Raw genomic sequence first — 25,251 nt, forward strand, 5'->3', positions numbered from 1 at the left:
ACGTTAACTTCGTCATTCTGATTCCTTATATAGGGCACAAAATCAGCAGCCATCCGACTGCTGATTGAGATGAAGCAACGTACTATGACATCATCCGGGTGTACCGGTGTTTATTTATTTCAACTTTTGCTTCTCAGCATCTTTAGGCTGCAGCAGTTGGTCAGCCGGCGTATCGGGGTTCATCCAATTGTCAATTAGATCCCGGGCTTCCTGCACGTCTTCCATGTCGGGCTCGTTATAATAGACGCCGCCAATTTTCATGCCTTCCCCCATGATCGTATAGCTGGTCATATCCACTTTGCCACCGGTCAGCATCTGCTTCGCCAGGTCAATAATGAACTTGGGCTGCATATCGGTCTGGAAATTATCACCCATGATCTCAATCAATTCAGGCACCTTGCCGATCTGATCAAGTTTCATCACCCGCTTGGCCGCTACGTCCAAAAACACTTGCTGTCTCTTCGCACGATTAAAGTCGCTGTCCTCCCGATAACGGACATAATTCAATGCTTCTTCACCGTTATAAATCGGTTTGTTGGCTTCAATCGTGAATTTCTCATGGTCTCTGCCTTTATTAACGATATCCTTGCCGATCGGCAGCTCCACGCCCCCAATGGCATCAACAACATCCTTCAAGCCCTGAAAATTAATGGAAGCATAATAATTAAGATCTTCCTCAAAAAATGCCTCCATCGTATCTTTGGCCATTTGATGACCGCCAAATGCAAACGCGTGGTTAATCTTATCTTTCTTGTCCTTACCGATAATATCGACATACGTGTCCCTTGGAACCGAAATTAAGAGCACTTTGGACTCCATGGGACGCACAACCGCATAGATCAACGTGTCCGAACGCGCAGGTTCATCCTCACGCTGGTCACTCCCGAGCAGCATAACCGAGAACGGCTCGCTCTGGAGTACAACAGGTTCAGGTGTCTTGTCGCTCTGGAGCGGTTTATACGATTTCTGTAAAGATTCCTCTACATCCTTTGCCATAAACAGATCAAATGCAACAACCGCTAGCTGCGTTCTGAATAAAAACGCGGTTGAGCCAAGCAGTATGACCAAAGCGAGAGTAATATATATTGATTTCCTCTTCATGAGTTCAATTCCTTCTTTATTATAAAATAAATTAATGGATAAGTCAGATCGTTAAAGGTCCTTGCTTGCACCCCAAGCTACTTGGCTCACCCTCCTCTCCTTATTAAACGGGAATTCCTCCCGTTGACTCACTTCATATCAGTAGGCCAGTTTCACACATCATCTATTGTAAACCAGATTATTGTCAAATGTGAACCCTTCGCGGGCAGTTCTATAAATCTACCAAATCTTCAGCGATCTGCTAAACAGGTCTCTTATCATGCGTAAGAGCAGCTGAGATCCCCGAATATTGAAACCAGTCATCCAGCCGCTCTCTCCATGTTAACGTTTTAGCAAATCCGTAGTCAAATAGCTTTCGCGTCTCTTCAAATCTTGCTTCTTTGGACTCGGTACCCATGACAACGGCAACAAGCCGACTGCCTTGTTTCTCCGCAGTTCCCGTGAAGCAGTATCCTGCATTCGCCGTATACCCTGTCTTTAATCCGTCAGTGCCTTCATAGGAATAAGGGCCTCCTACCGATGGCAGCATCCAATTGGTATTGCTTAAATATAAATTCCGTCCGCTTATCTTGGTTTGGGTCTTGCTGGAGGTGCTAAGAATATCCGGGTGGCTTCGAATCAAATGCGCTGCCAGCTTGGCCGTATCCTCTGCGGTCATCGCCGTTTCCCCTTCCGATGACCAGGCTTGATCGTTGGCTGTGCTTCGCTCGACTCCCGATGCATTCACGAATCGCGTAGCGCTGGATAAGCCAATCTCTTTTGCCTTGGCATTCATTTTTCGGACAAACGCTTCCTCGGAGCCTGCAAAATGCTCGGCAAGCGCTACGGCCGCATCATTGGCCGAATAAACCGTTATGCTCTGAAACAATTCGCGCACCGTCAGAATTTCGCCCGATTTCAGGGCAATCTTAATCCCTCTGACGTCCGTTGCGAGATCGCTTATTATGACTTCATCGTCCCAGGATCTGTTTCCGGTTTTGATATCATCCAGAATAACCAACTCGGTCATCAACTTGGACATGCTTGCCGGCGGTAAAGGTATATCGCCATTTTTGCTGAGCAAAATACGCCCGGTGTTTAAATCCATCAAGACAACCGCTCGCGCGTCCACCTTCGGTTTAAACCCCGCTCGTTCTATATTTCCTATGACAACCGCCCCAATCGGGACGATCATTAACAACATCATGACCAACCAAAGCCACCGTTTTTTCATAGAATTAGCCCTCCATAATAATAGACGGATAAAGAGGGCATTTAGTCTGCTTTTTTTCAAAAATTTTAATTAGGAATTTTTGTAAAAACGTTCAATTAACCACTCAGAAATGAAAAAGACCCCCGTCCGTCCGCAGACGGAGGAAGTCCCCCTAGAAATTTTTTTCTAATAATCGCTCTGGTTGTTGTCAGAAACTTTAGATATGAAGAGTCATATTATGCGTAGTGACAAGCAACGAAGTGATTGTTACCCATATCGCGATACTCTGGAATCTCCTGCTTGCACAGGTCTGAAGCCAGCGGACAGCGAGTATGGAACTTGCAGCCTGATGGCGGGTTCGCCGGGCTCGGAATGTCGCCTTTCAGTACAATTCGATCGCGCTTCAGCGTTGGATCCGGTACTGGCACAGCCGATAGCAAGGCTTTCGTATATGGATGCAGTGGGTTGCGGAACAATTCTTCCTTGCTAGCCATTTCCACCATCGATCCCAGATACATTACCCCAATTCGGTTGCACAAATGCTCTACAACACTGAGATCATGCGAAATGAACAAGTAGGTCAACTGTTTATCGCGCTGCAAATCACTAAGCAAGTTGATGATTTGCGCCTGAATCGATACATCCAGTGCGGAGACCGGCTCATCCGCTACAATAAAATCTGGATTCAGAATCAATGCGCGGGCAATCCCGATCCGTTGACGCTGTCCGCCGGAGAATTCATGCGGATAACGATCATAATGATAGGCAGCAAGGCCGCAAATCTCAAGCGTTTCAATCACGCGAGCCTTAAGATCCTTACGGTTAACTAAGCCATGGTCAATGAGTGCTTCGCCGATCGCTTCGCCAACCTTGATTCTTGGGTTCAGGGAACTGAAAGGATCTTGGAACACGATCTGCATCTTCGGACGCAGTGCACGCATTTTCTCTTTGGACAATGTATGGATATCCTGACCATTAAAGATAACTTTACCTTCCGTTTTCTCCAGCAGACGGAGAATGGTTCGGCCAATGGTGCTTTTGCCGCAGCCGGATTCACCTACAAGCCCGAAGGATTCACCTTTGTTAATGGAAAAGCTGACTCCGTCAACTGCTCTTACATTGCCCACCGTCCGCTGCAATATGCCGCCGGTGATGGGAAAGTATTTCTTCAAACCATCGATTTCGATCAGTGCTTGACTCATTACGCTTTCCCCTCCTCTTCATACAACCAGCAAGCGACCTTATGGCCGTTAGGATCCGTACCGAGCGGAGGCGTCTTCTCTCTACAAATCTGCATGCATGATTCACAGCGATCATGGAAATGACAGTTGTCTCCAAGATCTACCGGATTGGGTACCTGTCCCGGAATTGAATACAGACGTTCCTGGGTCTGATTAATGACGGGCTTAGCTTTCAAAAGCCCCCTGGTATATGGATGCTTCGGCTGCTTGAAGAGCTCAATGACCGGGGCTTCTTCAATGACTTTTCCTGCATACATAACAACAACATAATCCGCCATCTCCGCTACGACACCAAGGTCATGCGTAATCAGCATAATGGATGTATTCAGCTTCCCTTTGATGTCGCGCATTAGATCCAAAATCTGGGCCTGAATCGTAACATCAAGCGCTGTTGTTGGCTCGTCAGCAATCAGAAGTTTGGGATTACAGCTAAGCGCAATTGCGATCATTATCCGCTGGCGCATACCGCCGCTGAGCTCATGCGGATAGGAGTCAAAAATCTTCTCCGCACGCGGTATTCCTACCAGATTGATGAGGTCGATGGCACGTTGTTTAGCTTCTTTGCGGTTTACGAGCTGATGCAGCAGAATCGGTTCTACAATCTGTTCCCCGATCGTTAATACCGGGTTCAGGGAGGTCATTGGTTCCTGGAAGATCATAGCGATATCGTTACCGCGAATCAAACTCATTTCGCGCTTGCTCATCTTCAACAGGTCCTTGCCTTCATATAGAATCTCTCCTCCAACTGGAGGTGTATCAATTAAACGCATAAGAGACATGGCTGTTACGCTTTTTCCACAGCCCGACTCACCCACCACGCACAGTGTTTCACCCTCACGGATTTTGAAGCTTACATCGTCGACGGCTTTCACGGTGCCTGCGGAGGTTTGAAAATGCGTTTTTAAATTACGGAATTCAACTAATTCTTTTGCCATATTCGCATCTCCTACTTCTTCATTTTCGGGTCAAGTGCGTCGCGAAGCCCGTCACCGATCAAGTTGATTGCAACTACGGTAACCAGAATACACATACCTGGCGGAATCCATAGCCATGGTCTCTTCCGGAAATCAATCAAGTTGTTTGCCGCAGAAATCATATTTCCCCAGGATGGTGTCGGTGGAACAACCCCAATTCCGAGAAAGCTTAGCGAAGATTCAAAAATAATCGCGCCTGCTACCCCTAAGGTTGCAGATACAATAATGATAGGAATCGTATTAGGAAGCAGATGGCGGAAAATCTTCCGACGATCTTTAAGCCCTAAAGCTTCTGTTGCTTGCATGAACTCCTGCTCGCGGAGCCCCAAGATTTGACCACGTACGAGGCGGGAGATGCTGCTCCAGCCCAACACACCGATAATCAACATCAAGAAATAGATACGATCCGTTGGCTCCACCTTCAGGTCTGACAATATCGCGCCCAGAATAATCAGGATCGGCAGCGTAGGCAATGCCATAAAAATATCAGCCACACGCATAATCAGCGTGTCCACCCATTTACGATAAAAACCCGCTAAAGCTCCCAAAGTTGCTCCGATAATTACCGAAATGCCTGTGGCAACAAGCCCAACCAAAAGAGATATTCGTCCAGCAAGCATCATACGCAGTAAAATATCTCGCCCAAGCTTATCGGTACCTAGCCAATACTTCGAGCTTGGAGGCAAATTCTTGTCAAGTACACTGTAATCATATAAGGAATAAGGTGAAAAGAAAGGGCCAATAAAGCACAGCAAAAACATAAATACAATTATGAAAAGTCCGATGACAGCGAGACGGTTTCTGGAAAAACGGCGAATAGCAATTCGCCATGGGGAATCCGGCCGCTTCTTCGGAACTGGTAGATTCGTTTTTAATGGTGCAGTCTCTGCGGACAAATGAATCTCCTCCTACTTTAAGCGAATTCTTGGATCTGCAGCTCCATATAGAACGTCAGACAACAGGTTGCCCAGAAGTGTCAGTACGGATATGAATACTGTGAACCCAAGCATGAACGGATAGTCCCGCATATTGATTGATTCCAGATAGACTTGACCGACCCCGGGCCAGATGAAAATTTTCTCCATGATGATGGCTCCACCAAATAAAGATGGAAGCTCAAAACCCATGAGAGTAATGGCAGGAAGCATGGCATTACGCAGCGCATGCTTGAAAATAACCGTACGTTCTTTCAATCCCTTTGCGCGGGCTGTGCGGATGTAATCCTGACGGATAACCTCCAGCATGCTTGTACGGAAATACCGCGTCAAACCGCCTGTGCTCAGCATCGTAAGTACGGTTACCGGCATGAACATATGCCATGCAATATCGATCAGTTGATCCCATGTGCTTCCGTTCATTCCTGAAGTCTTCATACCTCCAACAGGAAACCATCCTAAATCCAAGGCAAAAAACTTGATAAGCAGGAGTCCGATAAAGAAAGACGGCAGTGACATACACAAGAAAACTAATAAAGTTATGATCTTGTCAAACAATGAATATTGAAACTTCGCTGAGAACACGCCAGCAAAAGCAGCTATAATCCAACTCAATATTAAACTGAAAATCGCAATAAAAAAGGAATTCCACACGTAATTATTCATTACGGTTGTGACAGGTTGTTTGTGCACAAGGGAATCTCCGAGATTGCCCTTTAACATATTACCGACCCATGTAAGATAACGCTCCACAGGCGGCTTATCCAAACCATAAATTTCCCGAAGCTGAGCTGCTTTCTCAGCAGTCATCGTCGGGTTGTTCACTGCAGTGATATAATCACCTGGTACCAAAGATGATATTGCAAATATGAGAATCGAGATCCCGATCAATGTCGGGATTATCTGCAGCAGCCTCCGGATAATGTACTGCTTCATAATATTCCTCCCGGCTTATAAGTGCATATGCCCAGCTCTTGCGAGCTGAGCATATGTTTCTTGATGCTATTGTTGAATTTCTGCTTTGTACAGGTCAATTGCGAAATCTTTGTACGGTGTGATGTCAACGCCGTTCAATCTGGAGTTGATTGCCCATGCATCACGTCTTTGGTAAATCGGAAGATCCGGAACGTCTTTATTCAGCACTCGATATGCTTCGGCATAAGCCGCTTTACGCTCTTCCAAATCAAAGGCGTTCAGACCTTTTTTCATAGCTGCATCATAGTCAGGGTTGGAATATCCGATGTCATTTTGCTGTCCATCTGTGATATATACCGTGGAGTCTGGATCTGGAGTCAATCCCCATGCAGCAAAGAACATTTCGAACTCGCCTTTATCCTTCTTATCCATAATTGCATTAAAGTCCAAAGTTTCAGCTGTCAACTTGATGCCCAGCTCTTGGTAGTTCTGTGTCATGACCGGAATCAAAGCATCAATTACCGGGTTGTCAGCAGTTGCAGAGAAATGAATTTCGAATTTCTTGCCGTCTTTTTCGCGGATGCCGTCAGCACCTGGAGCCCAACCTGCTTCATCGAGAAGCTGCTTCGCTTTTTCCATATCAAACTCGTACGGCTCAATACCTTCACTCGTGAAAGCCCATGATTCGCTGGACTGTGGAATGTTGATTACGTTAGCATATTGGCCGTAGATAATTTCTACAACCTCAGCGCGGTTCAAACCATAAATCAATGCTTGACGAACTTTAGGATCTTGGAACTTAGGATCTTTATGGTTCATCGCAACATAACCATAACCATTGGTTGGGAAGATGTTAATGTCCAAGAAGCCCATCTCTTTCAACGCTTCTACGTTATCTTCGTTAACGGTAACCATATCCATATCGATTTCACCGGATTGGAACATAGCCAATCTAGTTTCTTCGGTAGTTGTCTTGTAAATTACGTTCTTAATTTTTGGTGCGCCCAAGAAGTAGTTCGGGTTAGCTTCCAATACAACCTCTTGTCCAGGAGAGAAGCTTTTCAGTACATATTGACCGCTACCAATTGGTTTAGCATGCAGATCTTTCATATATTCCAGGTTGCCTTGTTTGTAACCTTTTCCATAGTATGCTTCTGGTACAAAAGGAATCGTACCGAGATTATCCTTGGTCATGGCGTTTGCTTCGGTAACTTCGATTTCAATGGTATGGTCGTCAATGACTTTAATACCGGAGATATCTTTAGCTTTACCTTCGTTGTACTCTTTACCGCCTTTGATATGAACGGACAACAAATCGGATTGGCCGTCATAGCTGGAATCATGATAAACTTTCATTGCGAAAGCATAGTCTTTTACAGTAACCGGAGTGCCATCAGAATATGTCACGCCTGGCTTCAATTTGAATGTGTATTTCAATTTGTCTTCGGATACTTCAACGCTCTCAGCCAGGCGATTATTATAAGTTCCATCACCGTTCAGCGAGAAGAAAGAATCGAAAATTGCTTCTACAACATATTTGTCATATGCTGTTTGCCAGTAGAATGGGCTAAATACCCCTTTAGGTGCTGTCATACCAACAACGAGTGTGTCTTTACGTGCCAACGCATTCGCCGGATTAGCAGATGGATCTGCTGCCTCGAAATAACCTTGGCTTTCGTCTCCAGTTTCAGCAGGCGGTTCTGTAGTATCTTTGTCGCCTTCAGCTGGTGGTGTTTGCTCCGTTTGCTCCCCTTGACTTGGCTGTTCTGCTGTTCCTCCGCCCCCACATGCTGCCAATACCGTGATGGCCAGTAGCATGATTGCAAGCAGGAGTGACATTCTTTTCTTCATGCGAATCCTCCTCTTAAAAAATATTGTTGCTATAAATTATTAGGACGAATATTGAAATCATCCTTAAATAATTTCGTGCTGAATTCTAAGTTCTCTAGGATGTCATTGCATGATGTGAAATAAATTGAAAGTTTTACAGAAAATATACCATTGGTCAATTAGTGCCAAAGTCTCTAGCAAAATCTTCTTGCCTATAAAATTAATGTTATGATACGTGTAAATTTAGGTAACGTCAATTACTTTTTTTCATTTTTCTCAAAAATCATGTTTTTAACGTCATTTTTGAGGTTAATAATTAAGTTTATCTCCGTTGTATATCCTTAGTTTACTGAAAATGTATGTATTATCAAGATTTATTTACAATTTATAACTATAATCACTTATGGTTCAACCGTTTTTATGTAATATTTTATTACATAAACCCTTAAATTAAATGATAACTTTCATTGGTTGAGTTAAATGTGTTAAGTATACGTAATCTTATTTAACATTCACTAAGTTTGTCTCCCTTGTTTACAACTAGAAGCCACTTTTATGTAATATATTATCCTTACAATATGCTTCAATTCAGTATTAGATGACGTGTATTTATGGTTCAGCTTTTTCATAGTTTAGCCTCCTACAGCGTTAACGCTTAAAAAAAGCAATCCAGGACTGTGGTCCGGATTGCTTTTATGTTGAATTCCATGTCAGATAAATCAACCTTGCTCTTTCATACTTGCGAACTACAGATTCTTTACCCAAGCAAGTTTTAAATCCATCTCTTCAATGCACTGCTGGTGATCATGCGTATCGTCTGCCACTAACGGCGTCACCGGATACATTCGCATCTGTCCGCGGTACGTATGAAGCAGCGGAAACACCGCATGTCTTCCTTGGATCCCTGGGTCCAGCCACTTTGCCATGTTTTCCTCTGACAAAATCGCCGGCATTCGGGTTTCGAACTCTCGAATCGCTTCATTGGCCTCTGTCATTAGGACCGTACATGTTCTCATTTCATTTCCTCTTGCATCTCGCCAAGTCTCGTACAGGCCAGCCATACCGAATATTTCATGATCTCCGATAACGGTCCGTACCGCATAACTCCGTTTGCCAACCGTTCTCCAGTAATATAAACCGTTACAAGGGATTACACAGCGTCTTGTGTCAATCGCTCTACGGTAAGTGGGATTTTGATCAACCGTTATAATATCAGCATTGACTGAGTCTTTACCCCAATAGGGCACTAACCCCCATCGATACTCGTCGAGCACCCGCTCTCCCTGTTCCTGTACAATGACCGGCATGGTTTGGGTAGGGCTAATGTTGTACCGGCTTTTGTAGTAATACATTACCCGATTGATGCCAAAGCGTTGGTTCACTTCATCGATCCCTGCGGACAGCGAGAATCGTCTGCACATATAACTACCTCCTTTTTCCTTTATCGTTTGGATAATGGAGGCGGAATATGCATAATAAGACTAACAACATGGAGCTTCCACTACTTGTACGCTTGTATCCCTGGAGTGGACATCACAAGATTGAAAGGTTTCTGCAAGTTTTATGTAATCACAATATTAAATTTTCTTTAGCACTCTGTCGTGGCAATGTTCTTCTATCATGTTTGTATACGATAGACATCATTCTCGATTATGTAAGCATGGGATCTGCTTAAATCGTTCTCTTTTTTGAGACAACGTTTTGACTGTACTCTATTTTCAATTTGGTGATTATCCCAGTTCTCATTTGATGAGTTGATACGTACCTATATATAATAGAAGGAATTTTTTTTAGATGGCTTCTTTTTGCCTTCATAATCGTACTTCTATTTCTTACGGGAGTAATTCCATTATGGATAAAATTGTATTGCTTACAATAGACACTGTCCGTTTGAAGTAGACATAGTTTCAGGGCTTTAAAACTGGAAAGCTTTACACCAGGCTTGTATTTGTCGGCAGCTATTTTTCTTCCTCAGTGTACACTCTGGGGAGACACGATTCTTCCGTGGAGACATTATGTTGTCCCAACATTTGGATAACTCCATTTCACGCCGAAATGAATTTTGCTTCTAATCCTGAACTTTCATACTTGTGAGGTACGCTTGGTTTTACTTGCTTGTATGACCCTCATCTCATACATTTCCCATCACATCTCTCACGAAGCAACCCTGGGCTCTTCCATAATAAAAAAGCGGACCAGCCTAATTATAGGCTGGTCCGCTCTGACACAATTGATTACTCAGTTGTGTATGGAAGCAATGCGATTTGACGGGAGCGTTTGATCGCAATCGTCAGGGCACGCTGATATTTAGCGCTAGTACCTGTTACACGACGAGGCAAGATTTTTCCGCGCTCGCTGATGAATTTCTTGAGCAGGTCTGTATCTTTATAGTCAATGTGAGTAATTTTGTTCACAGTGAAGAAACATACTTTACGACGCTTGTTGCGGCCGCCGCGGCGTGCCGGTCTTTTGTCGTTGTCTCCGCCTTCTCTTTGTTTAAAAGCCATGTGTTGTCAGTCCTTTCCGTATTAAAATGGCAAATCATCATCCGAAATATCGATCGGTTTTCCTTCATCGGAAAAAGGATCCTGATTGTTGTTTCGCGAGTAGTTATTGTTCCCGCGGTTTCCGCCACTGCTATTGCTGTTGCTTCCTCCGCTGAACGATGATTCCTCACGATTTCCTCCGCCACCGCTTGTTTCACGGTTTGACTCCAAGAAGCGAACATTATCGGCAATGACTTCGGTGACGTATACACGCTTACCTTCGTTATTCTCGTAATTCCGCACTTGAATGCGCCCTTCTACAGCCGTCAGACGGCCTTTACGCAGATAGTTTGCACAAGTCTCCGCAAGCTGTCTCCAGGTCACGACCGGAATGAAATCCGCTTCGCGCTCCCCGCCTTGTCCGGTAAACGGACGATCGACAGCAAGTGTAAATTGCGTTACAGCAACACCTGAAGGAGTATATCGCAGCTCGGGATCCTTAGTCAGTCGGCCAATCAAAATGACACGGTTCAACAATCCAATCCCCTCCTTAGAACGAAATCAATTACAAAGTTTTTTACATATTAAGCAACGTCGTTCGTGATGAGATAACGAATAACTTCGTCAGAAATCTTCATGAGACGCTCAAGTTCAGCTACAACTTCAGGTGTTGCGTTGAAGTTTACCAGAACGTAGACGCCATCACGGAATTTCTTGATCTCATACGCAAGACGGCGTTTACCCATTACGTCATGCTTTGTAATTTCTCCGCCGTTGGAGATGATGCCTTGGAATTTATCGACTGCAGCTTGAACAGCTTCTTGTTCAATGTCAGGACGAATAATGTACATCACTTCATATTTGCGCATATGTTTCACCTCCTTATGGACTTCGGCCCTCAATCTCTGTTGAGAGCAAGGAGCGAGTCTAACTCGCACCATAATACTATACCAGAACGGGTGATCGGATGCAAGTTTCTTTTCGGTGCTGAATCTGCTCTCTTCCCTTTATTCCCGCGCCTTTCTCACTTTCCCTGCAATGATTTAGGGTCCAATGGCGCATGATAATACATGCAGTCCATCCATCATAATGAGGAGGAATTCCACAATGGGAGAACAGTCCGAATTTCGTGCGGGTGACAAAGCCCCAAACAACGGCATTTATATGGAAGTGGGCGTCAGAGACCACATCATGGGGATCGAAAACCCTCGTCAAATTAAAATGAGCAAAGGCGATACCTTCCCCGAAACCCAAAATGACGATCGTGTATGGTTAAACAAACGCAGAGTGCAGCCTAAGTAATCGCCTGAATGGATCAATCAGCTTAAAGGAGCTTTGTACATCGTGCCTACCGTATCTTGTGTGCAGGGAGTTATCAGAGCATTGCTTGAAAACTGTCAGCTACTCCATGAAAATTAAACGATTGATGTTGGAATTTTCTTCCAGTGAAATTCGCATGTATACAATTGGACCTTTATGCGCACATTATAATCAGGCGGTGCATGAGAGAGGTGTGGTTCCGTTGAACGTTGCAGCAGAACGACGCATGAGGTTTCTGATCGTCACACGGATTGCAAGCTGAGGAAATGAGCCGAATGCTTGACCGCTTGGACAAGTGAAGCTATTGACAAGGTTCGCAGAAGTGCTGATAAAATGATTCCAATTCACAAGCACCGCCTACCCAGAAAGAAGGGCCCAATCGGGCCCTTCTTTTTCCGTTCAAAGCTCGGGATCTAGGCTCAAATTGTTAGCAACGAAAAACACCCCCCGCAGATTGTCTGCATGAGGGTGTTTTATTCAAGGGCGCTTTACAGCTTAACCCCTAACTTATGTATCAAACATCGTTTACATCCATAACAGCGGAACTTTAAACGATTGGTGGCGGAAAGGGTGGGATTCGAACCCACGCACGCCTTGCGACGCCTAGCTGATTTCGAGTCAGCCCCCTTGGGCCTCTTGGGTACCTTTCCACAGCAGAATTGATTATATCATGGAAACGTTATCTGGTCAATAGCTTGTCTTAACCTTAGGAGAGGAGATATTACGGTGTATCTCCTGCCCCTTCCGTCTCCTGAGCCGAACGCAAAACCTTCTTCATATTCTTCTCAAACTTTACACGGGGGATCAACACGCTATGCTGACACTTGGTACATTTGATCCGAATATCCATCCCCATGCGAATAATCTCCATCTCATTATTTCCACAGGGATGAGGCTTCTTCATCTGAACGATATCCCCTAACTGAAATACCTTGCGCTCCATGGCTATCGCTCCCTTTTACTTCTATTACTTCTATCTATTATATATCATTGGTTAACCGATTAGATCAAGCCTGAACGCGTTCTTGTCCCATATCCCGTGCTTCAATAGCCTGTTTGATATCCGTAAATATCTGGCGCTCCACGTTTTCCCTTGCATTAGGATTGCATTCCGCCACAATACGAACAACATATTCAGAAGTATTCAATGTCTGGATTCCTAGCACATCCGGTGTCCGCTGCACCTCTGGGCGACGGTCCATGATTCCCGTAAGGGCTGACTGAATCAGCGTAATCGTATCCTTCACCTGCTGGTCGTTCTTTACCGGTAAATCTACAATGGCTAATGAGTTAGAAAGGGAGTAATTCGTGACGCTGGTAATCATTCCGTTCGGAATAATATAGGTCTCCCCATTCAATCCCTTAACACGCGATGTGCGTAGCCCGATCATTTCGACAGTTCCCCGGTACTCACCACTCTTGATTACGTCACCTACCGCGAACTGATCCTCGAATATAATGAAGAATCCGGTAATAACATCCTTCACTAAACTCTGTGCACCAAAACCTATTGCAAGACCAAGTACCCCGGCGCCTGCTAACAGCGGTCCTAACTTGAAGTTAAACTCTGAAAGAATGATCAGAATCATGACAAAGTTGCACACAACAGAGGTTACATTTTTTAACAGTTCCCCTACCGTGACAAAACGTCTTGAGTTCACTTGAATTCGGCTTTTCTCCTGCCTAAGGAGAAACTGATCAATCATTTTATATACAACCCGTATCACAAAACGCGTCAGGATAAATATGATGATAACCCGAATGCCGGATGACAGGATATTCATCCACATCTCTTCATTCGTTAACCATCCCCAGACTTTATCTTTCAAACCCTCAGCCTCCTTAGCTATAGTTTCTAAGTTTACACCATCATCTGTTTCCCCTGATAAGTAACCAAAGCCCCTCATCTGATGTACTCCCCTTACTCTTCGATGTTGATATACCTCTCGTTGTTATCCAGCCTAAAGATGCCCCGGATCTCCACATGCTCCTGTCGGATAATCTCTTGAACATCATTTAACGCATCAGGTGGGAATTGAATCGATAATGCACAGCCAGCCGTAATCTCTTTTGGTGTAGGAAAAAGATCAATTTCGATATCCGCGTACTCCAGCAGCATTTCTGCACGCAGCGCCTGCTGGGTGGAATCAAATGCGATCAACATCGCGCCTTCCACTGCCCCGTCCCCCTCCATCATGGCTATCATTTTCTCTTATTTCTTCTCAACCATCATTCCCATTGATTAAGAGTTTTATATAAACCTTTTCATAGATCAAGTATATTCATATACCTCATACTGTCCAGGCACATTCCTTATCCTGAGAACATTCTTCTGTCCGAGTTGAATATAAATCACATTTTAAGTGAATCCCAAAGTATAAAAACAGTCTTTCATCCATATACTGATACTACCAAATGCAGACGAAAGGAAGATTCTATGAACCGTCTATCTAAAATCACGTCTCGCCCGGAGGCTTCCAGCTTAAAAATACCACACACGGACCCTAATATCCATTCTGCTATTATACATCGCTTGCTCTTCCATCTCTCTGACGCCCGTATTCAGCATCGTCCGCTTGTCATTGTCTGCATCGGTACCGACCGTTCTACCGGCGATTGTCTGGGACCCCTTGTCGGCACCTCACTTGCACGCTACAACAGTCCCCTGTTTCATCTCTATGGCACGCTGGACGAGCCTGTCCACGCCATGAATCTGAAAGATACACTAACGGCGATATATGAAAAATTCGACAACCCTTTTGTGATTGGCATTGATGCGTGTTTGGGGCAATCATCAAGTGTAGGCTCTATTCAAATATCCGATGGCCCTCTAAAGCCCGGAGCTGGCGTACATAAAGAATTACCGCCGGTCGGCGATATCCACGTAACGGGCATCGTCAATGTCGGCGGCTTTATGGAATACTTCGTATTGCAGAACACTCGCTTAAGCTTGGTCATGAGGTTGTCCGATATTATTGCAACTTGCCTATTTGCAGGTATTAAAGAGTGGAACCGTTCTACCCTTCTTGCAGCGCAAGAGTGATGGCCTCTTTTTCTTCCGGAGACAATGGATATTTGGACTGCCCATCCTTCAGTGGTTTAGCGTACACATAGGAGCTCTCCCGGTTATGCAGACCGGTCAGAACAATCCCTTCCTCTTGTTCACTGAGAATAGCCAGGGAGAAGCTCATTTCGTTCCCCCGCTCGCCAAACGCATTGTATCGTACGATACCAACCTTGGACTTCATTCCTTTCAAACTGCCGCTGATCGTATCCAGCATTTTTTGATGATTGGCATGGCCCTCTTCAATCTCATCCATTTGGATTTTCAGTTGGACCAACAATGATTCGATATCTTCTACTCCACTGCCTGCCATCATCGCATCATAACGACGCTTCATTTTACGCAGTTTTGTCCCTTGAACAATTAAAGTTACCCATAAGATCAAGATGATCATGATCATTCCGACGACAAACCAATGAAGCTGCTCCATGATCAATTCATTTAATTCAGACATGCTTTCTTCCTTCCTCTTCTCCATCTTGATCTATTTGATTATCTATGAATTTCTGTAATTGCCTTTCGCATGAGCTCTACCTCGTCACGGCTAGTAGATATCCCCACACTCGCTCTGACTGCACCTGTCTGTTCCGTGCCTGATGCCATATGCGCAAGCGGTGTGCAATGATAACCAGCACGCACGGCAATCCCATATTCCCGGTCCAGTCGAAAAGCTAATTCGGACGCGCTGTATCGCTCTGACACAAAAGCTACGATACCAGTCCTCGCTTGACCAAGTGCAGGACCTAATATACGAAGGTCTCCTACCTCTTGCAGACCCTCTATCATATATTGGGTTAGCTCCCATTCGTGCTGGTAAATATGCTGCGGTGTCCATTCAAGCACCTTCTTCACACCCGCTTGCAGTCCCGCATATCCAATCGTGTTAGGCGTCCCTGCCTCATATCGATCCGGACGTACCGTCGGCTGTTCAATAGCCTCTGATTGACTTCCTGTGCCTCCGTGCAGTAATGGTTCCAGATCAATATCAGGCGAGATATACAACCCGCCTGTTCCTTGCGGCCCTAGAAGCCCTTTATGCCCCGGAAAAGCCAACATGCCTACATGCATCGCCTCCACATGAATATCAAGCATACCGGCACTCTGGGCAGCATCTACGAGCAGTACAGCCCCTTTTCTCTTCACCAGTTCTCCAATCTCAACGAGAGGAATGATCGAACCAAGAAGGTTGGAACTGTGACTACACACAACAAGTCTAGTATTAGAACGAAAGGCTCCCTCTATTAGTTGCACATCAAGCTGACCTTCTTCATCGACAGGAATATAGTCTACTTGTATCCCTCGGGTGCGTTTCAAATACTCTAACGGTCTTCGGACTGAATTATGCTCAATCATGGTAGCAATCACATGATCGCCTTCACGCAAATACCCTTTGATCGCTAAGTTCAACGCTTCTGTTGTATTCGATGTCAGCGCAATATCATTAGGATTCTTTACCCCAAACAAGTCTGCGAGCGTCCTCCGTGTTCCATAGAGCACACGGGAAGCTTTCACCGCCATCCGGTGACTCCCACGTCCCGGGTTTGCAGCCGCCTCTTCCATCGCCTTTCTCATCGCCTCAAATACTTCAGGCGGCTTTGGCCACGAAGTGGCTGCATGATCCAGATAAACGATCGGGTCCATGATGTTTCACCTTCATCTTTGCCGTATTGGTGTCTCTTTACAGGATATGCCCAAATATCTTCAAGTTCGGAGTATCAAGGCTATGGCTTCACGTTTAGTTAAATAAAGACATATCTCATTCCTCTTACAGGAACGTCGACATGTCTTTGGTTTTTAATCGCACTCATTTGCTGTTCACTCATTTGCTGTTCACTCATTTGTGATTCAACCCGTCACGCATGATAGTTTCTTATTCAATAGAACTGCGGCTCTTTATTGAAGAAGTTCCAACAACCGCTCCAGGTCCTGTTTACTATAGTAATTAAGCTCAATCTTTCCTTTATCCTTATTGTGCTTAATTTTGACCGTCGTTTTAAAACGTTCTCTTAGATCCTCCTCCAGATGATCGATATAAGGATCTCTATTCTTAACCTTAGGCTTTGCTTTATCCGTTGGTTTACGATCCAGATTCTTAACTGCTTCCTCTAATTCACGAACACTCCACTCTTGCTCCACACACTGCTTTGCCAACTGTTTAACAAGAATGGGATCCTTAATTCCAACGATCGCCCGGGCATGTCCCATGGACAATGTTCCACGTGAAACATTGTCCTTCACTTCATCAGGTAGAGAAAGCAACCGCAAAAAGTTAGCGATGTGTGAGCGAGACTTACCCACCTTCAATGACAGCTCTTCTTGGGTTAAGGAAAATTGTTCCATCAAACCTTGATAAGCTACAGCAATCTCCATGGCGTTCAGGTTCTCCCGCTGCAGGTTCTCGATCAGGGCGATTTCCATGACTTGTTGATCGCTAAAAGATCGAACCACTGCCGGTATCGTTGCTTTGCCGCAATATTGAGATGCCCGGAATCTGCGCTCCCCGGCAATAATCTCATACCCTTTCAGCACACTGCGGACGATAATCGGTTGGATAACTCCATGCTGACGGATCGATTCCGCCAATTCCTGGATAGCCTCATCGTTAAATGTCTTGCGCGGCTGATACGGATTCGCTCGCAATTGACTAAGCGGAATTTCCACTACCTTGTCATCATCATGAATAGACAAAGATGGAATAAGCGCATCCAGCCCTTTTCCCAATCGTTTACTCATACGAGATCACTTCCTTTGCCAGCTCCAAGTATACTTCCGCTCCCTTAGATCGAGGATCATAAGTAATGATCGACTGTCCATGAGATGGTGCTTCACTCAAACGAATATTTCTAGGAATAATCGTTCTGTACACTTTTTCCTGAAAATACTTTTTCACTTCTTCAATTACCTGAATGCCCAAGTTCGTGCGGGCATCCAGCATCGTCAACAATACACCTTCAATCTTAAGCGATGTATTCAGATGTTTCTGAACAAGGCGAACCGTATTCAGCAGCTGACTCAGACCCTCAAGTGCATAGTATTCACATTGAATCGGGATAATCACGGAATCGGCTGCAGTCAATGAATTGATCGTTAAAATGCCAAGCGATGGAGGACAATCAATCAAAATATAATCATACTGGGGTTTGACTAATTGGAGTGATTTCTTCAATCGTACTTCACGGGATATCGTAGGAACAAGCTCAATCTCAGCACCAGCCAATTGAATGGTTGCCGGAATGATGTCCAGGCCTTCGATATTAGTCCCACAGATGGCGTCCTTCGGGTGTACTTCATTGATGATAATATCGTAAATGCAATTTGCAACATCGGCTTTATTAATGCCAACCCCACTCGTCGTGTTACCTTGGGGGTCAATATCCACCAAAAGCACCCGTTTGCCAAGCGAAGCCAATCCAGCTCCCAGATTGACGGAAGTCGTTGTTTTGCCGACACCGCCCTTTTGATTTGCTATGGCAATTATCTTTGACACTCATTTCACCTCAATGTAGGAAGACTCTTCTAAGTAGTCGCAATAGATGATATACAGTAATAGGCTGTATATGTATTAAGCGAACGATCCCGATGATTACGGGATGCCCAGGATATAGCGGCGATGAAAATGAGTAATAAAAAATTACATGTTTCTCATCTGCAACATCAAACCAAAACCCATTGTTAAGCAACATAGACCGCTGCAGAGCATTATCTCTTGATCAACAGAAAAAGCGGTACGATGCATACCGCTTCACACCATATCTCAACGTTTAGGTATTTTTATAACGATTTCATAGTGATCTTCATGATCATTCTCTGTTGTTTTAATTGCCATCCCCGAACCTGAGACCATATCGATCGATTGACGGATCGTGTTCAGAGCCAGGCGAACATCCTTACTGTACGATATACGCTTGGCCTTCTTCATTGTTGTTACTTCTTTATAAAAGGCGATTCGGGCCTCTGTCTGTTTCACATTCAGTTCCTTGGTAATGATCTCGTCCAGCACTTTAAGCTGGGTTTCTTCATTATCCAATGAAAGCAGCGCGCGCGCATGTCGTTCCGTCACCTTGCGTTCCATCAATGCCATCTTGACAGCTTCCGGCAGCTGCAGCAAACGAATCTTGTTTGCAATCGTGGACTGGCTTTTGCCTAGCCGTTGTGCCAAGCTCTCTTGCGTCAATTGATGAAGATCAATCAACTTCTGATAAGCCACTGCCTCTTCAATCGAAGTAAGACCTTCACGCTGCAGATTCTCGATTAACGCAATGGAGGCAGCTTGTGAATCGTTGAACTCCCGAACAATGGCCGGAATCGTGTCCAGACCCAGCTTCTTAACCGCACGCCAGCGGCGTTCCCCTGCAATGATCTCATACATGCCATTTCGGACACGAACGACAATAGGTTGAATGACTCCATGGGTTTTAATTGTCTGGAGTAATTCATCAATCTTCTCGTCATCAAAAATCGTCCGTGGCTGGTATGGGCTGCTGACAACCTCGTTTACCGGGATTTGTTTCACTTCATCCCCTTGGTTCCGCTCTGCCGCTAAGCCAAACAATCTCGAAAATTGTTCTTTCATTCCGTATATTACCACCTAATTTCATGATAGCACGGATAAGCCTCCGAATATCCCGGAATCGGTTATACGATTGGATAACCACAACATGGAGTCATACACGGATAGTCCCACCATCCATTGGCGCTAGAATCCACTGTGGTGCCAGGCATTTCCCTGCAAAAACAGATTTCATGCTGATCGGAGAAAGACGCCTGTGGTGATCATTGCCGTATTTCTCTGATCAAACCGCTGCATGAAGCGGTTGCTTCTTGAGAGATATAACAGGAGGTTTTATCATGATGCTTACGATCAATCGATATCTCACAAGTGGTATATATGTTTTTCTATTTCGCTTAAGGCCATGATCCCATGGGATGGCATGGTACCTTCCAAAAAACAGCAGCCACAACGATCAAAGTTGTTGACTGCACGAAGCAAGGATGGAAAAGTGACCAAACCAGGATTTATACTCTTTCATCCTATTAAAGAACGGGCAAACCGGCCCTTCTGTCCAAATGGATACTACGATTCTATTCTACCACTTTTTGTCCTATAACTCTATTCTCCAATATCACCTTTTTTCCTTCATTTCTTGCTTGCTTTATACATGATTTGTGCACAGTTCCAAAGTTTGCACGTCGAATTCATGTTATTGGGCCGCATCATCTACCTCGCAGCCTCTCTAGAGGATCCCAGATTCAGAATAATTGTAGGATATGCCAATAGATTGAATCTTTTGAACAATCATTATCATCAACGTATAAGAAGTACGAATCTCAAAGACTAGTAGATTCACTCGAATGATGCACATGATGATTCCCTGCTCCCTGCAACTTGCCCTGTCCAGTGCATGAATACGATGGTTAGTTGCAGACTAACTTTTTTATGAGGATATAAAAATCCTCCTTTATCCTTGTTAAATAGCATAATTAATCAAAGAATTATACCTTCATAGAGATGGCTAACATATAACTCACAACATTCTTCAAATGTTTCACGTGAAACATTCAAAGTTGATCAGATACATTCACAGCGTTGATGTCCATTCTTATTCAAAAGCTCATCATAAGTCACTCCCTTTAGAGGTAACCCTTGTTTCCATTTGATAAAAAACGTAAAAGTGAAAGTACCATCGAGTCGCAAAAATGCTCCTTATGAGATCCTTAAAGGCTCCCTCCTACTCGGCAATCTGATGAGATATATATTTTCTTGTTTCACCTCTCTAATTTAAATAATGACAACCACTGCTGGAAGGCTTAATCAACGAAAATACAAAAAATCACTTTTTTATATATTCATATGTAATAAAACAAGTATTAACGACCTCCCTTCCCTCTAAAGGCAAATCTACAAAGTCAATATAAAAAGAGAAGGACTCTATGAGTCCTTCTCTTGAATGGTTTGCATGTCTTCTAGCAAAGCTTGCTTCTGCAAGGGAGACCGACGTGACATTATCTAGATCAATGTACAAAATGCTTACACGATCGGCGTTTTGCTGGCCGTACCCGCCTTACGGGGGTACTTGGAAGGCGTGGCTCCCTTTTTATCGATCACCACGATATGCCGGCCTGATTCCTCTACGGGTAAGGAGAATGAATGAACCTTGTTCAAAGCCCCTCTCAGCTCTTTCAAGCTGCGAGCTGCCTCCTTCACCTCTTCCGTAGGGTCACTGCCCTTCATCGCTGCGAATCGCCCCCCTACCTTCGTGAAAGGTAGGCAGAACTCGTTCAACACAGCCATGCGAGCAACCGCTCTCGCTGTGACCAGATCGAACCCATCACGGTACCCCTGCTTGCGAGCAACCTCTTCCGCACGCCCGTGAATCAGTTCAACCCCCGTCAGGCCAATCGTATCCACGACATGCTTCAGAAAGTTAATCCGTTTGTTAAGCGAATCCACAATCGTCAGGTTCACATGCGGGAAGCATATTTTCAGAGGAATACCAGGAAAGCCAGCGCCTGATCCGATATCCGCCAGATTGCCGATTTGGGTCATATCTACATAAAAGGCGAGCGTAATCGAGTCGTAAAAATGCTTCGTATAGACTTGCTCCCGTTCCGTAATTCCGGTTAAATTCATTTTCTCGTTCCACTCCACCAGTATTTCGTAATACATCTCGAACTGCTGGAGCTGTTTCTCATCAATCGTGATCCCGTGCTCTCCGAGCCGGTCAACAAAAGCCTTCTGAATGTCGTCCATTCCTTATCCTTTCGCTGCGGTTACCCGGTTATAATGCTCCAGGTAAACGAGAAGTATCGAAATATCCGCCGGTGTTACGCCGGCAATGCGCGATGCCTGACCAATGGAGATCGGGCGGATCTTGTTCAGCTTCTGACGTGCTTCCATGGCCAGTCCGTTGATCTCGTCATAAACGATATCCTCCGGAATGCGTTTCTTCTCCATCTTCTGCAGCTTTTCCACATGTCCCAGCTGTTTCTCAATATAACCCGCATATTTAATTTGAATTTCGACTTGCTCTTTCATTTCTTCATCTAGCTTGTAAGGAGACGGCGAGAGCGACTCAATCATCGCAAACGTAATCTCCGGACGACGCAGAATCGTCAGCATATTGCTTCCATCCACAATCGGTGCAGAACCGGCTGCTTCCAGCATCGCATTCACGTCAACCGGCTTCACCTTCGTTTGACGAAGACGTTCGATTTCCTGCTCAACCAGCTGTTTCTTCAGCACGAATTTGGCATAACGCTCTTCCGAGATCAGTCCGATATCATGGCCGATTTCGGTAAGACGCAGATCGGCATTATCATGGCGAAGCAGCAGACGGTATTCTGCACGGGATGTGAGCAAACGATAAGGCTCATTTGTCCCTTTGGTCACCAGGTCATCAATCAGCACACCAATATAACCCTGGGAACGATCCAATATAACAGGCTCTTTGCCCTGTACTTTACGTGCCGCATTGATACCCGCCATAATGCCTTGACCTGCTGCCTCTTCATATCCCGAGGTTCCATTGATCTGTCCGGCCGTGAACAGACCCGGCAGTTTTTTCGTTTCCAGAGACGGCCACAGCTGCGTTGGCACCATCGCATCATACTCGATAGCATACCCGTTACGCATCATTTCTACCTTCTCCATTCCGGGAATGGAGCGAAGAACCGCAAGCTGAACATCCTCAGGCATGCTGGTGGATAGCCCTTGAACGTAGTATTCTTTCGTATTTTTACCTTCAGGCTCAAGGAAAATCTGATGCTTCGGCTTGTCGGCAAAACGAACGATTTTGTCCTCGATAGAAGGGCAGTAACGTGGTCCAGTACCTTCAATAACACCAGAGAACATCGGTGCGCGGTGAAGGTTGTCATTGATAATCTGGTGCGTATCCACCGACGTATACGTCAACCAGCAAGGAAGCTGCTCATTGTCGGAGGATTTTGTTTCATAAGAGAAGAACTTAGGCTTCTCATCCCCAGGCTGAATTTCGGTCTTGGAGAAATCAATCGTATCCTTATGCACCCGCGGTGGTGTACCTGTCTTGAATCGAACAAGGTCGAATCCAAGCTCGCGCAGGTTATGCGCAAGTTTTACAGACGGCTGTTGATTGTTCGGACCGCTCTCATACATCAATTCACCCATAATGACTTTACCGCGCAAATACGTACCGGTTGTCAGCACAACCGCTTTTGCACGATATTCCGTACCCGTCTGCGTCACGATCCCCACGCATACACCATCTTCTACGATGAGCTGATCCACCATACCCTGACGAAGGGTAAGCTTCTCTTCCTTCTCCATCGTCTCTTTCATGGTATGCTGATAAGAAAACTTATCCGCTTGAGCACGCAGAGCGTGGACAGCCGGACCTTTACCTGTATTCAACATTCTCATTTGAATGAAGGTTTTATCGATGTTTCGTCCCATTTCTCCGCCCAGTGCGTCGATTTCGCGAACGACATGGCCTTTTGCAGGCCCTCCAATGGACGGGTTACATGGCATAAAAGCAACCATATCCAGGTTAATTGTAACCATCAACGTTTCAGCACCCATTCGTGCAGATGCAAGTGCAGCCTCACAGCCGGCATGTCCTGCACCGACTACAATCACGTCATAAGTGCCACCCATATAACTCATAGCTCACCCTCCTGTTCTAATTGTGTTATATACGTAATCAAAGGGATTCCACCTCGGATATCCCTGAAATTGTTGAGCTGTTCCTACTATATATAGTAAGGCTTGAAGCTTATTTACCCAAGCAAAACTGTGAAAAAATCTGATCAATGAGCGAATCGCCAACCGCTTCACCCAATATCTCACTTAACTGCTCCCAGGCCATTCTTACATCGATTTGGATCATATCGATCGGAATGAGCTGTTCAGCCGCATCATAAGCATCCTGCAGCGACTGCTTGGATTTCTTCAGCAAAGCGATATGTCGCACATTGCTCACATACGTCAGATCTCCGCCTTCAATCTGGCCGCTGAAGAACAAGTTGGATATGGCCTCTTCCAGGCGGTCAATACCCTCTTGCGCCTTCACCGACATCGGAACAATCAATTCATCGGGATAGTATCGATGGAGAATGTCCAGATCGAGATTAGACGGTAAGTCCATTTTATTCATAATGATAATACATTGTCTACCGCGTATTTGTTCCATCAATTCCAATTCGTCCTGATGCAGCGGTTCGTTGGCATTCAGCACGAGCAGAATGAGATCCGCTTCGTTAACCGCATGCTTGGATCGTTCAACGCCGATCTGCTCGACCACATCCATCGTTTCCCGGATACCCGCGGTATCAAGCAGCTTCAACGGAATGTTGTTAATGGTGACAAATTCTTCAATCACATCGCGAGTCGTACCGGGTATATCCGTGACAATCGCGCGATTATCCTGGGCCAGCGTGTTCAGAAGCGAAGATTTGCCCACATTGGGCCGACCGATAATAGCTGTCGTAATCCCTTCACGCAGGATCTTCCCTTCTTGCGCAGTCTTCAGCAGCTTATCAATTTCACCCATGACAAGCTGGCTTTTCTCTTTAATGAATTCTGAAGTAAGCGACTCCACGTCATGCTCAGGGTAATCGATATTCACTTCGATATGGGCCAGCGTTTCGACCAGGGTATGCCGCAGCTCGTTGATCTTACGGGATAACGTTCCTTCGACCTGCTTGAGTGCAACGGAGAAGGCGCGATCGGATTTCGAACGAATCAGGTCCATAACGGCTTCCGCCTGGGACAGATCGATCCGGCCGTTTAAGAAAGCCCTCTTTGTAAATTCACCGGGTTCCGCCAAACGGATGTTTAATTGAAGCAACAGATCCATGACGCGTTTTACGGAGATAACGCCGCCATGAGCGCTGATCTCGACGACATCCTCAGTCGTGAACGATCGAGGAGCACGCATCACGGTTACGAGAACCTCTTCGAGGTTTTCTCCCGTTTTTGGATCCACAATATGACCGTAATGAACGGTATGGGAATCCACTTGTGTTAACTTGTTTTTACTTTTGAATATACGATCCACTTCCTGAACGGAGTCCGGCCCGCTGACGCGAATAATCGCAATGCCGCCTTCACCGACTGCCGTAGAAATGGCTGCAATCGTATCGCTAAACATCGTTTCCTTCACCTCTTTCTATTTAAAAAACCCCGGGATTACACCCATACGGTGTACTATCCCGCT

The 25,251-nt window shown here is 45.2% G+C and carries 24 protein-coding genes and 1 tRNA gene; 2 read left to right on the forward strand and 23 right to left on the reverse strand.

Features of this window, described 5'->3' with window-relative positions:
* Positions 1 to 114: 114 nt before the first annotated feature.
* The 11 genes from ACQKPA_RS15660 to rpsF form a co-directional block, all read right to left on the reverse strand.
* Positions 115 to 1,101 carry an LCP family protein gene (locus ACQKPA_RS15660; RefSeq protein ID WP_427493534.1) on the reverse strand — a complete coding sequence of 329 codons (987 nt, stop codon included), beginning with the start codon at positions 1,099 to 1,101 and terminating at the stop codon, positions 115 to 117.
* Between the two features lie 241 nt (positions 1,102 to 1,342).
* A complete protein-coding gene (locus ACQKPA_RS15665) occupies positions 1,343 to 2,314 on the reverse strand; it encodes a D-alanyl-D-alanine carboxypeptidase family protein (protein ID WP_427493535.1) in 972 nt (323 codons plus the stop codon).
* Between the two features lie 215 nt (positions 2,315 to 2,529).
* The gene (locus tag ACQKPA_RS15670; protein ID WP_427493536.1) at positions 2,530 to 3,495 is read right to left on the reverse strand and encodes an ABC transporter ATP-binding protein; all 966 of its coding nucleotides are present in this window, start codon (positions 3,493 to 3,495) and stop codon (positions 2,530 to 2,532) included.
* A complete protein-coding gene (locus tag ACQKPA_RS15675) occupies positions 3,495 to 4,469 on the reverse strand; it encodes an ABC transporter ATP-binding protein (protein ID WP_427493537.1) in 975 nt (324 codons plus the stop codon). The genes ACQKPA_RS15670 and ACQKPA_RS15675 overlap by 1 nt, the downstream gene beginning before the upstream one ends.
* 11 nt (positions 4,470 to 4,480) lie before the next feature.
* Entirely contained in the window at positions 4,481 to 5,404 is a 924-nt protein-coding gene (opp4C, locus tag ACQKPA_RS15680) for an oligopeptide ABC transporter permease (protein ID WP_427493538.1), read from the reverse strand.
* Positions 5,405 to 5,416: 12 nt separating this feature from the next.
* Complete coding sequence (locus tag ACQKPA_RS15685; RefSeq protein ID WP_427493539.1) at positions 5,417 to 6,379, reverse strand: ABC transporter permease; 963 nt, start codon at positions 6,377 to 6,379, stop codon at positions 5,417 to 5,419.
* A gap of 66 nt (positions 6,380 to 6,445) precedes the next feature.
* Positions 6,446 to 8,209, reverse strand: a complete 1,764-nt coding sequence (locus ACQKPA_RS15690; RefSeq protein WP_427493540.1) for an ABC transporter substrate-binding protein — start codon at positions 8,207 to 8,209, stop codon at positions 6,446 to 6,448.
* Between the two features lie 725 nt (positions 8,210 to 8,934).
* Positions 8,935 to 9,609, reverse strand: a complete 675-nt coding sequence (locus ACQKPA_RS15695) for an SOS response-associated peptidase (RefSeq protein WP_427493541.1) — start codon at positions 9,607 to 9,609, stop codon at positions 8,935 to 8,937.
* 813 nt (positions 9,610 to 10,422) lie between these two features.
* Positions 10,423 to 10,695, reverse strand: a complete 273-nt coding sequence (gene rpsR, locus ACQKPA_RS15700; protein ID WP_006207333.1) for a 30S ribosomal protein S18 — start codon at positions 10,693 to 10,695, stop codon at positions 10,423 to 10,425.
* A gap of 21 nt (positions 10,696 to 10,716) precedes the next feature.
* Positions 10,717 to 11,211, reverse strand: a complete 495-nt coding sequence (gene ssb / locus ACQKPA_RS15705; protein WP_071219337.1) for a single-stranded DNA-binding protein — start codon at positions 11,209 to 11,211, stop codon at positions 10,717 to 10,719.
* A 47-nt stretch (positions 11,212 to 11,258) separates the two neighbouring features.
* Positions 11,259 to 11,543 carry a 30S ribosomal protein S6 gene (gene rpsF, locus ACQKPA_RS15710; protein WP_009591503.1) on the reverse strand — a complete coding sequence of 95 codons (285 nt, stop codon included), beginning with the start codon at positions 11,541 to 11,543 and terminating at the stop codon, positions 11,259 to 11,261.
* A gap of 238 nt (positions 11,544 to 11,781) precedes the next feature.
* Here rpsF and ACQKPA_RS15715 point away from each other — a divergent pair, with 238 nt between their 5' ends.
* The gene (locus ACQKPA_RS15715; protein ID WP_071219336.1) at positions 11,782 to 11,976 is read left to right on the forward strand and encodes a YjzC family protein; all 195 of its coding nucleotides are present in this window, start codon (positions 11,782 to 11,784) and stop codon (positions 11,974 to 11,976) included.
* A 577-nt stretch (positions 11,977 to 12,553) separates the two neighbouring features.
* Here ACQKPA_RS15715 and ACQKPA_RS15720 read toward each other — a convergent pair.
* From ACQKPA_RS15720 to ACQKPA_RS15735, 4 genes are all read right to left on the reverse strand, one after another.
* Positions 12,554 to 12,644 (reverse strand) — tRNA-Ser (locus tag ACQKPA_RS15720).
* A 71-nt stretch (positions 12,645 to 12,715) separates the two neighbouring features.
* Positions 12,716 to 12,937: a DUF951 domain-containing protein gene (locus ACQKPA_RS15725; protein ID WP_071219319.1), complete on the reverse strand. Its 222-nt coding sequence runs from the start codon at positions 12,935 to 12,937 to the stop codon at positions 12,716 to 12,718.
* 64 nt (positions 12,938 to 13,001) lie between these two features.
* On the reverse strand, positions 13,002 to 13,901 hold the full coding sequence (locus ACQKPA_RS15730; RefSeq protein ID WP_427493542.1) for a mechanosensitive ion channel family protein: 900 nt from the start codon (positions 13,899 to 13,901) through the stop codon (positions 13,002 to 13,004).
* Positions 13,902 to 13,915: 14 nt separating this feature from the next.
* Positions 13,916 to 14,200 carry a DUF3343 domain-containing protein gene (locus ACQKPA_RS15735; RefSeq protein WP_427493543.1) on the reverse strand — a complete coding sequence of 95 codons (285 nt, stop codon included), beginning with the start codon at positions 14,198 to 14,200 and terminating at the stop codon, positions 13,916 to 13,918.
* Between the two features lie 231 nt (positions 14,201 to 14,431).
* Here ACQKPA_RS15735 and yyaC point away from each other — a divergent pair, with 231 nt between their 5' ends.
* Positions 14,432 to 15,037 carry a spore protease YyaC gene (yyaC, locus tag ACQKPA_RS15740; RefSeq protein ID WP_194540271.1) on the forward strand — a complete coding sequence of 202 codons (606 nt, stop codon included), beginning with the start codon at positions 14,432 to 14,434 and terminating at the stop codon, positions 15,035 to 15,037.
* On the opposite strand, the gene ACQKPA_RS15745 is transcribed toward yyaC, so the two are convergent.
* The 8 genes from ACQKPA_RS15745 to mnmE form a co-directional block, all read right to left on the reverse strand.
* Complete coding sequence (locus tag ACQKPA_RS15745; protein WP_427493544.1) at positions 15,012 to 15,512, reverse strand: DUF4446 family protein; 501 nt, start codon at positions 15,510 to 15,512, stop codon at positions 15,012 to 15,014. The two genes, yyaC and ACQKPA_RS15745, sit on opposite strands and share 26 nt — an antisense overlap.
* 38 nt (positions 15,513 to 15,550) lie before the next feature.
* A complete protein-coding gene (locus ACQKPA_RS15750; RefSeq protein ID WP_427493545.1) occupies positions 15,551 to 16,699 on the reverse strand; it encodes an aminotransferase class V-fold PLP-dependent enzyme in 1,149 nt (382 codons plus the stop codon).
* Between the two features lie 252 nt (positions 16,700 to 16,951).
* On the reverse strand, positions 16,952 to 17,791 hold the full coding sequence (locus tag ACQKPA_RS15755; protein WP_427493546.1) for a ParB/RepB/Spo0J family partition protein: 840 nt from the start codon (positions 17,789 to 17,791) through the stop codon (positions 16,952 to 16,954).
* Complete coding sequence (locus ACQKPA_RS15760; RefSeq protein WP_071219313.1) at positions 17,784 to 18,545, reverse strand: ParA family protein; 762 nt, start codon at positions 18,543 to 18,545, stop codon at positions 17,784 to 17,786. The genes ACQKPA_RS15755 and ACQKPA_RS15760 overlap by 8 nt, the downstream gene beginning before the upstream one ends.
* 267 nt (positions 18,546 to 18,812) lie before the next feature.
* Entirely contained in the window at positions 18,813 to 19,631 is an 819-nt protein-coding gene (noc, locus tag ACQKPA_RS15765; protein ID WP_427493547.1) for a nucleoid occlusion protein, read from the reverse strand.
* A 1,455-nt stretch (positions 19,632 to 21,086) separates the two neighbouring features.
* Entirely contained in the window at positions 21,087 to 21,809 is a 723-nt protein-coding gene (rsmG, locus tag ACQKPA_RS15770) for a 16S rRNA (guanine(527)-N(7))-methyltransferase RsmG (RefSeq protein WP_427493548.1), read from the reverse strand.
* Between the two features lie 3 nt (positions 21,810 to 21,812).
* Entirely contained in the window at positions 21,813 to 23,699 is a 1,887-nt protein-coding gene (gene mnmG, locus ACQKPA_RS15775) for a tRNA uridine-5-carboxymethylaminomethyl(34) synthesis enzyme MnmG (RefSeq protein WP_427493549.1), read from the reverse strand.
* Between the two features lie 109 nt (positions 23,700 to 23,808).
* The gene (mnmE, locus tag ACQKPA_RS15780) at positions 23,809 to 25,185 is read right to left on the reverse strand and encodes a tRNA uridine-5-carboxymethylaminomethyl(34) synthesis GTPase MnmE (protein ID WP_427493550.1); all 1,377 of its coding nucleotides are present in this window, start codon (positions 25,183 to 25,185) and stop codon (positions 23,809 to 23,811) included.
* Between the last annotated feature and the right edge of the window lie 66 nt (positions 25,186 to 25,251).

The organism is Paenibacillus sp. NPDC093718, from assembly GCF_050279985.1.
In the GTDB taxonomy this organism is placed as follows: Bacteria; Bacillota; Bacilli; order Paenibacillales; family Paenibacillaceae; genus Paenibacillus_AQ.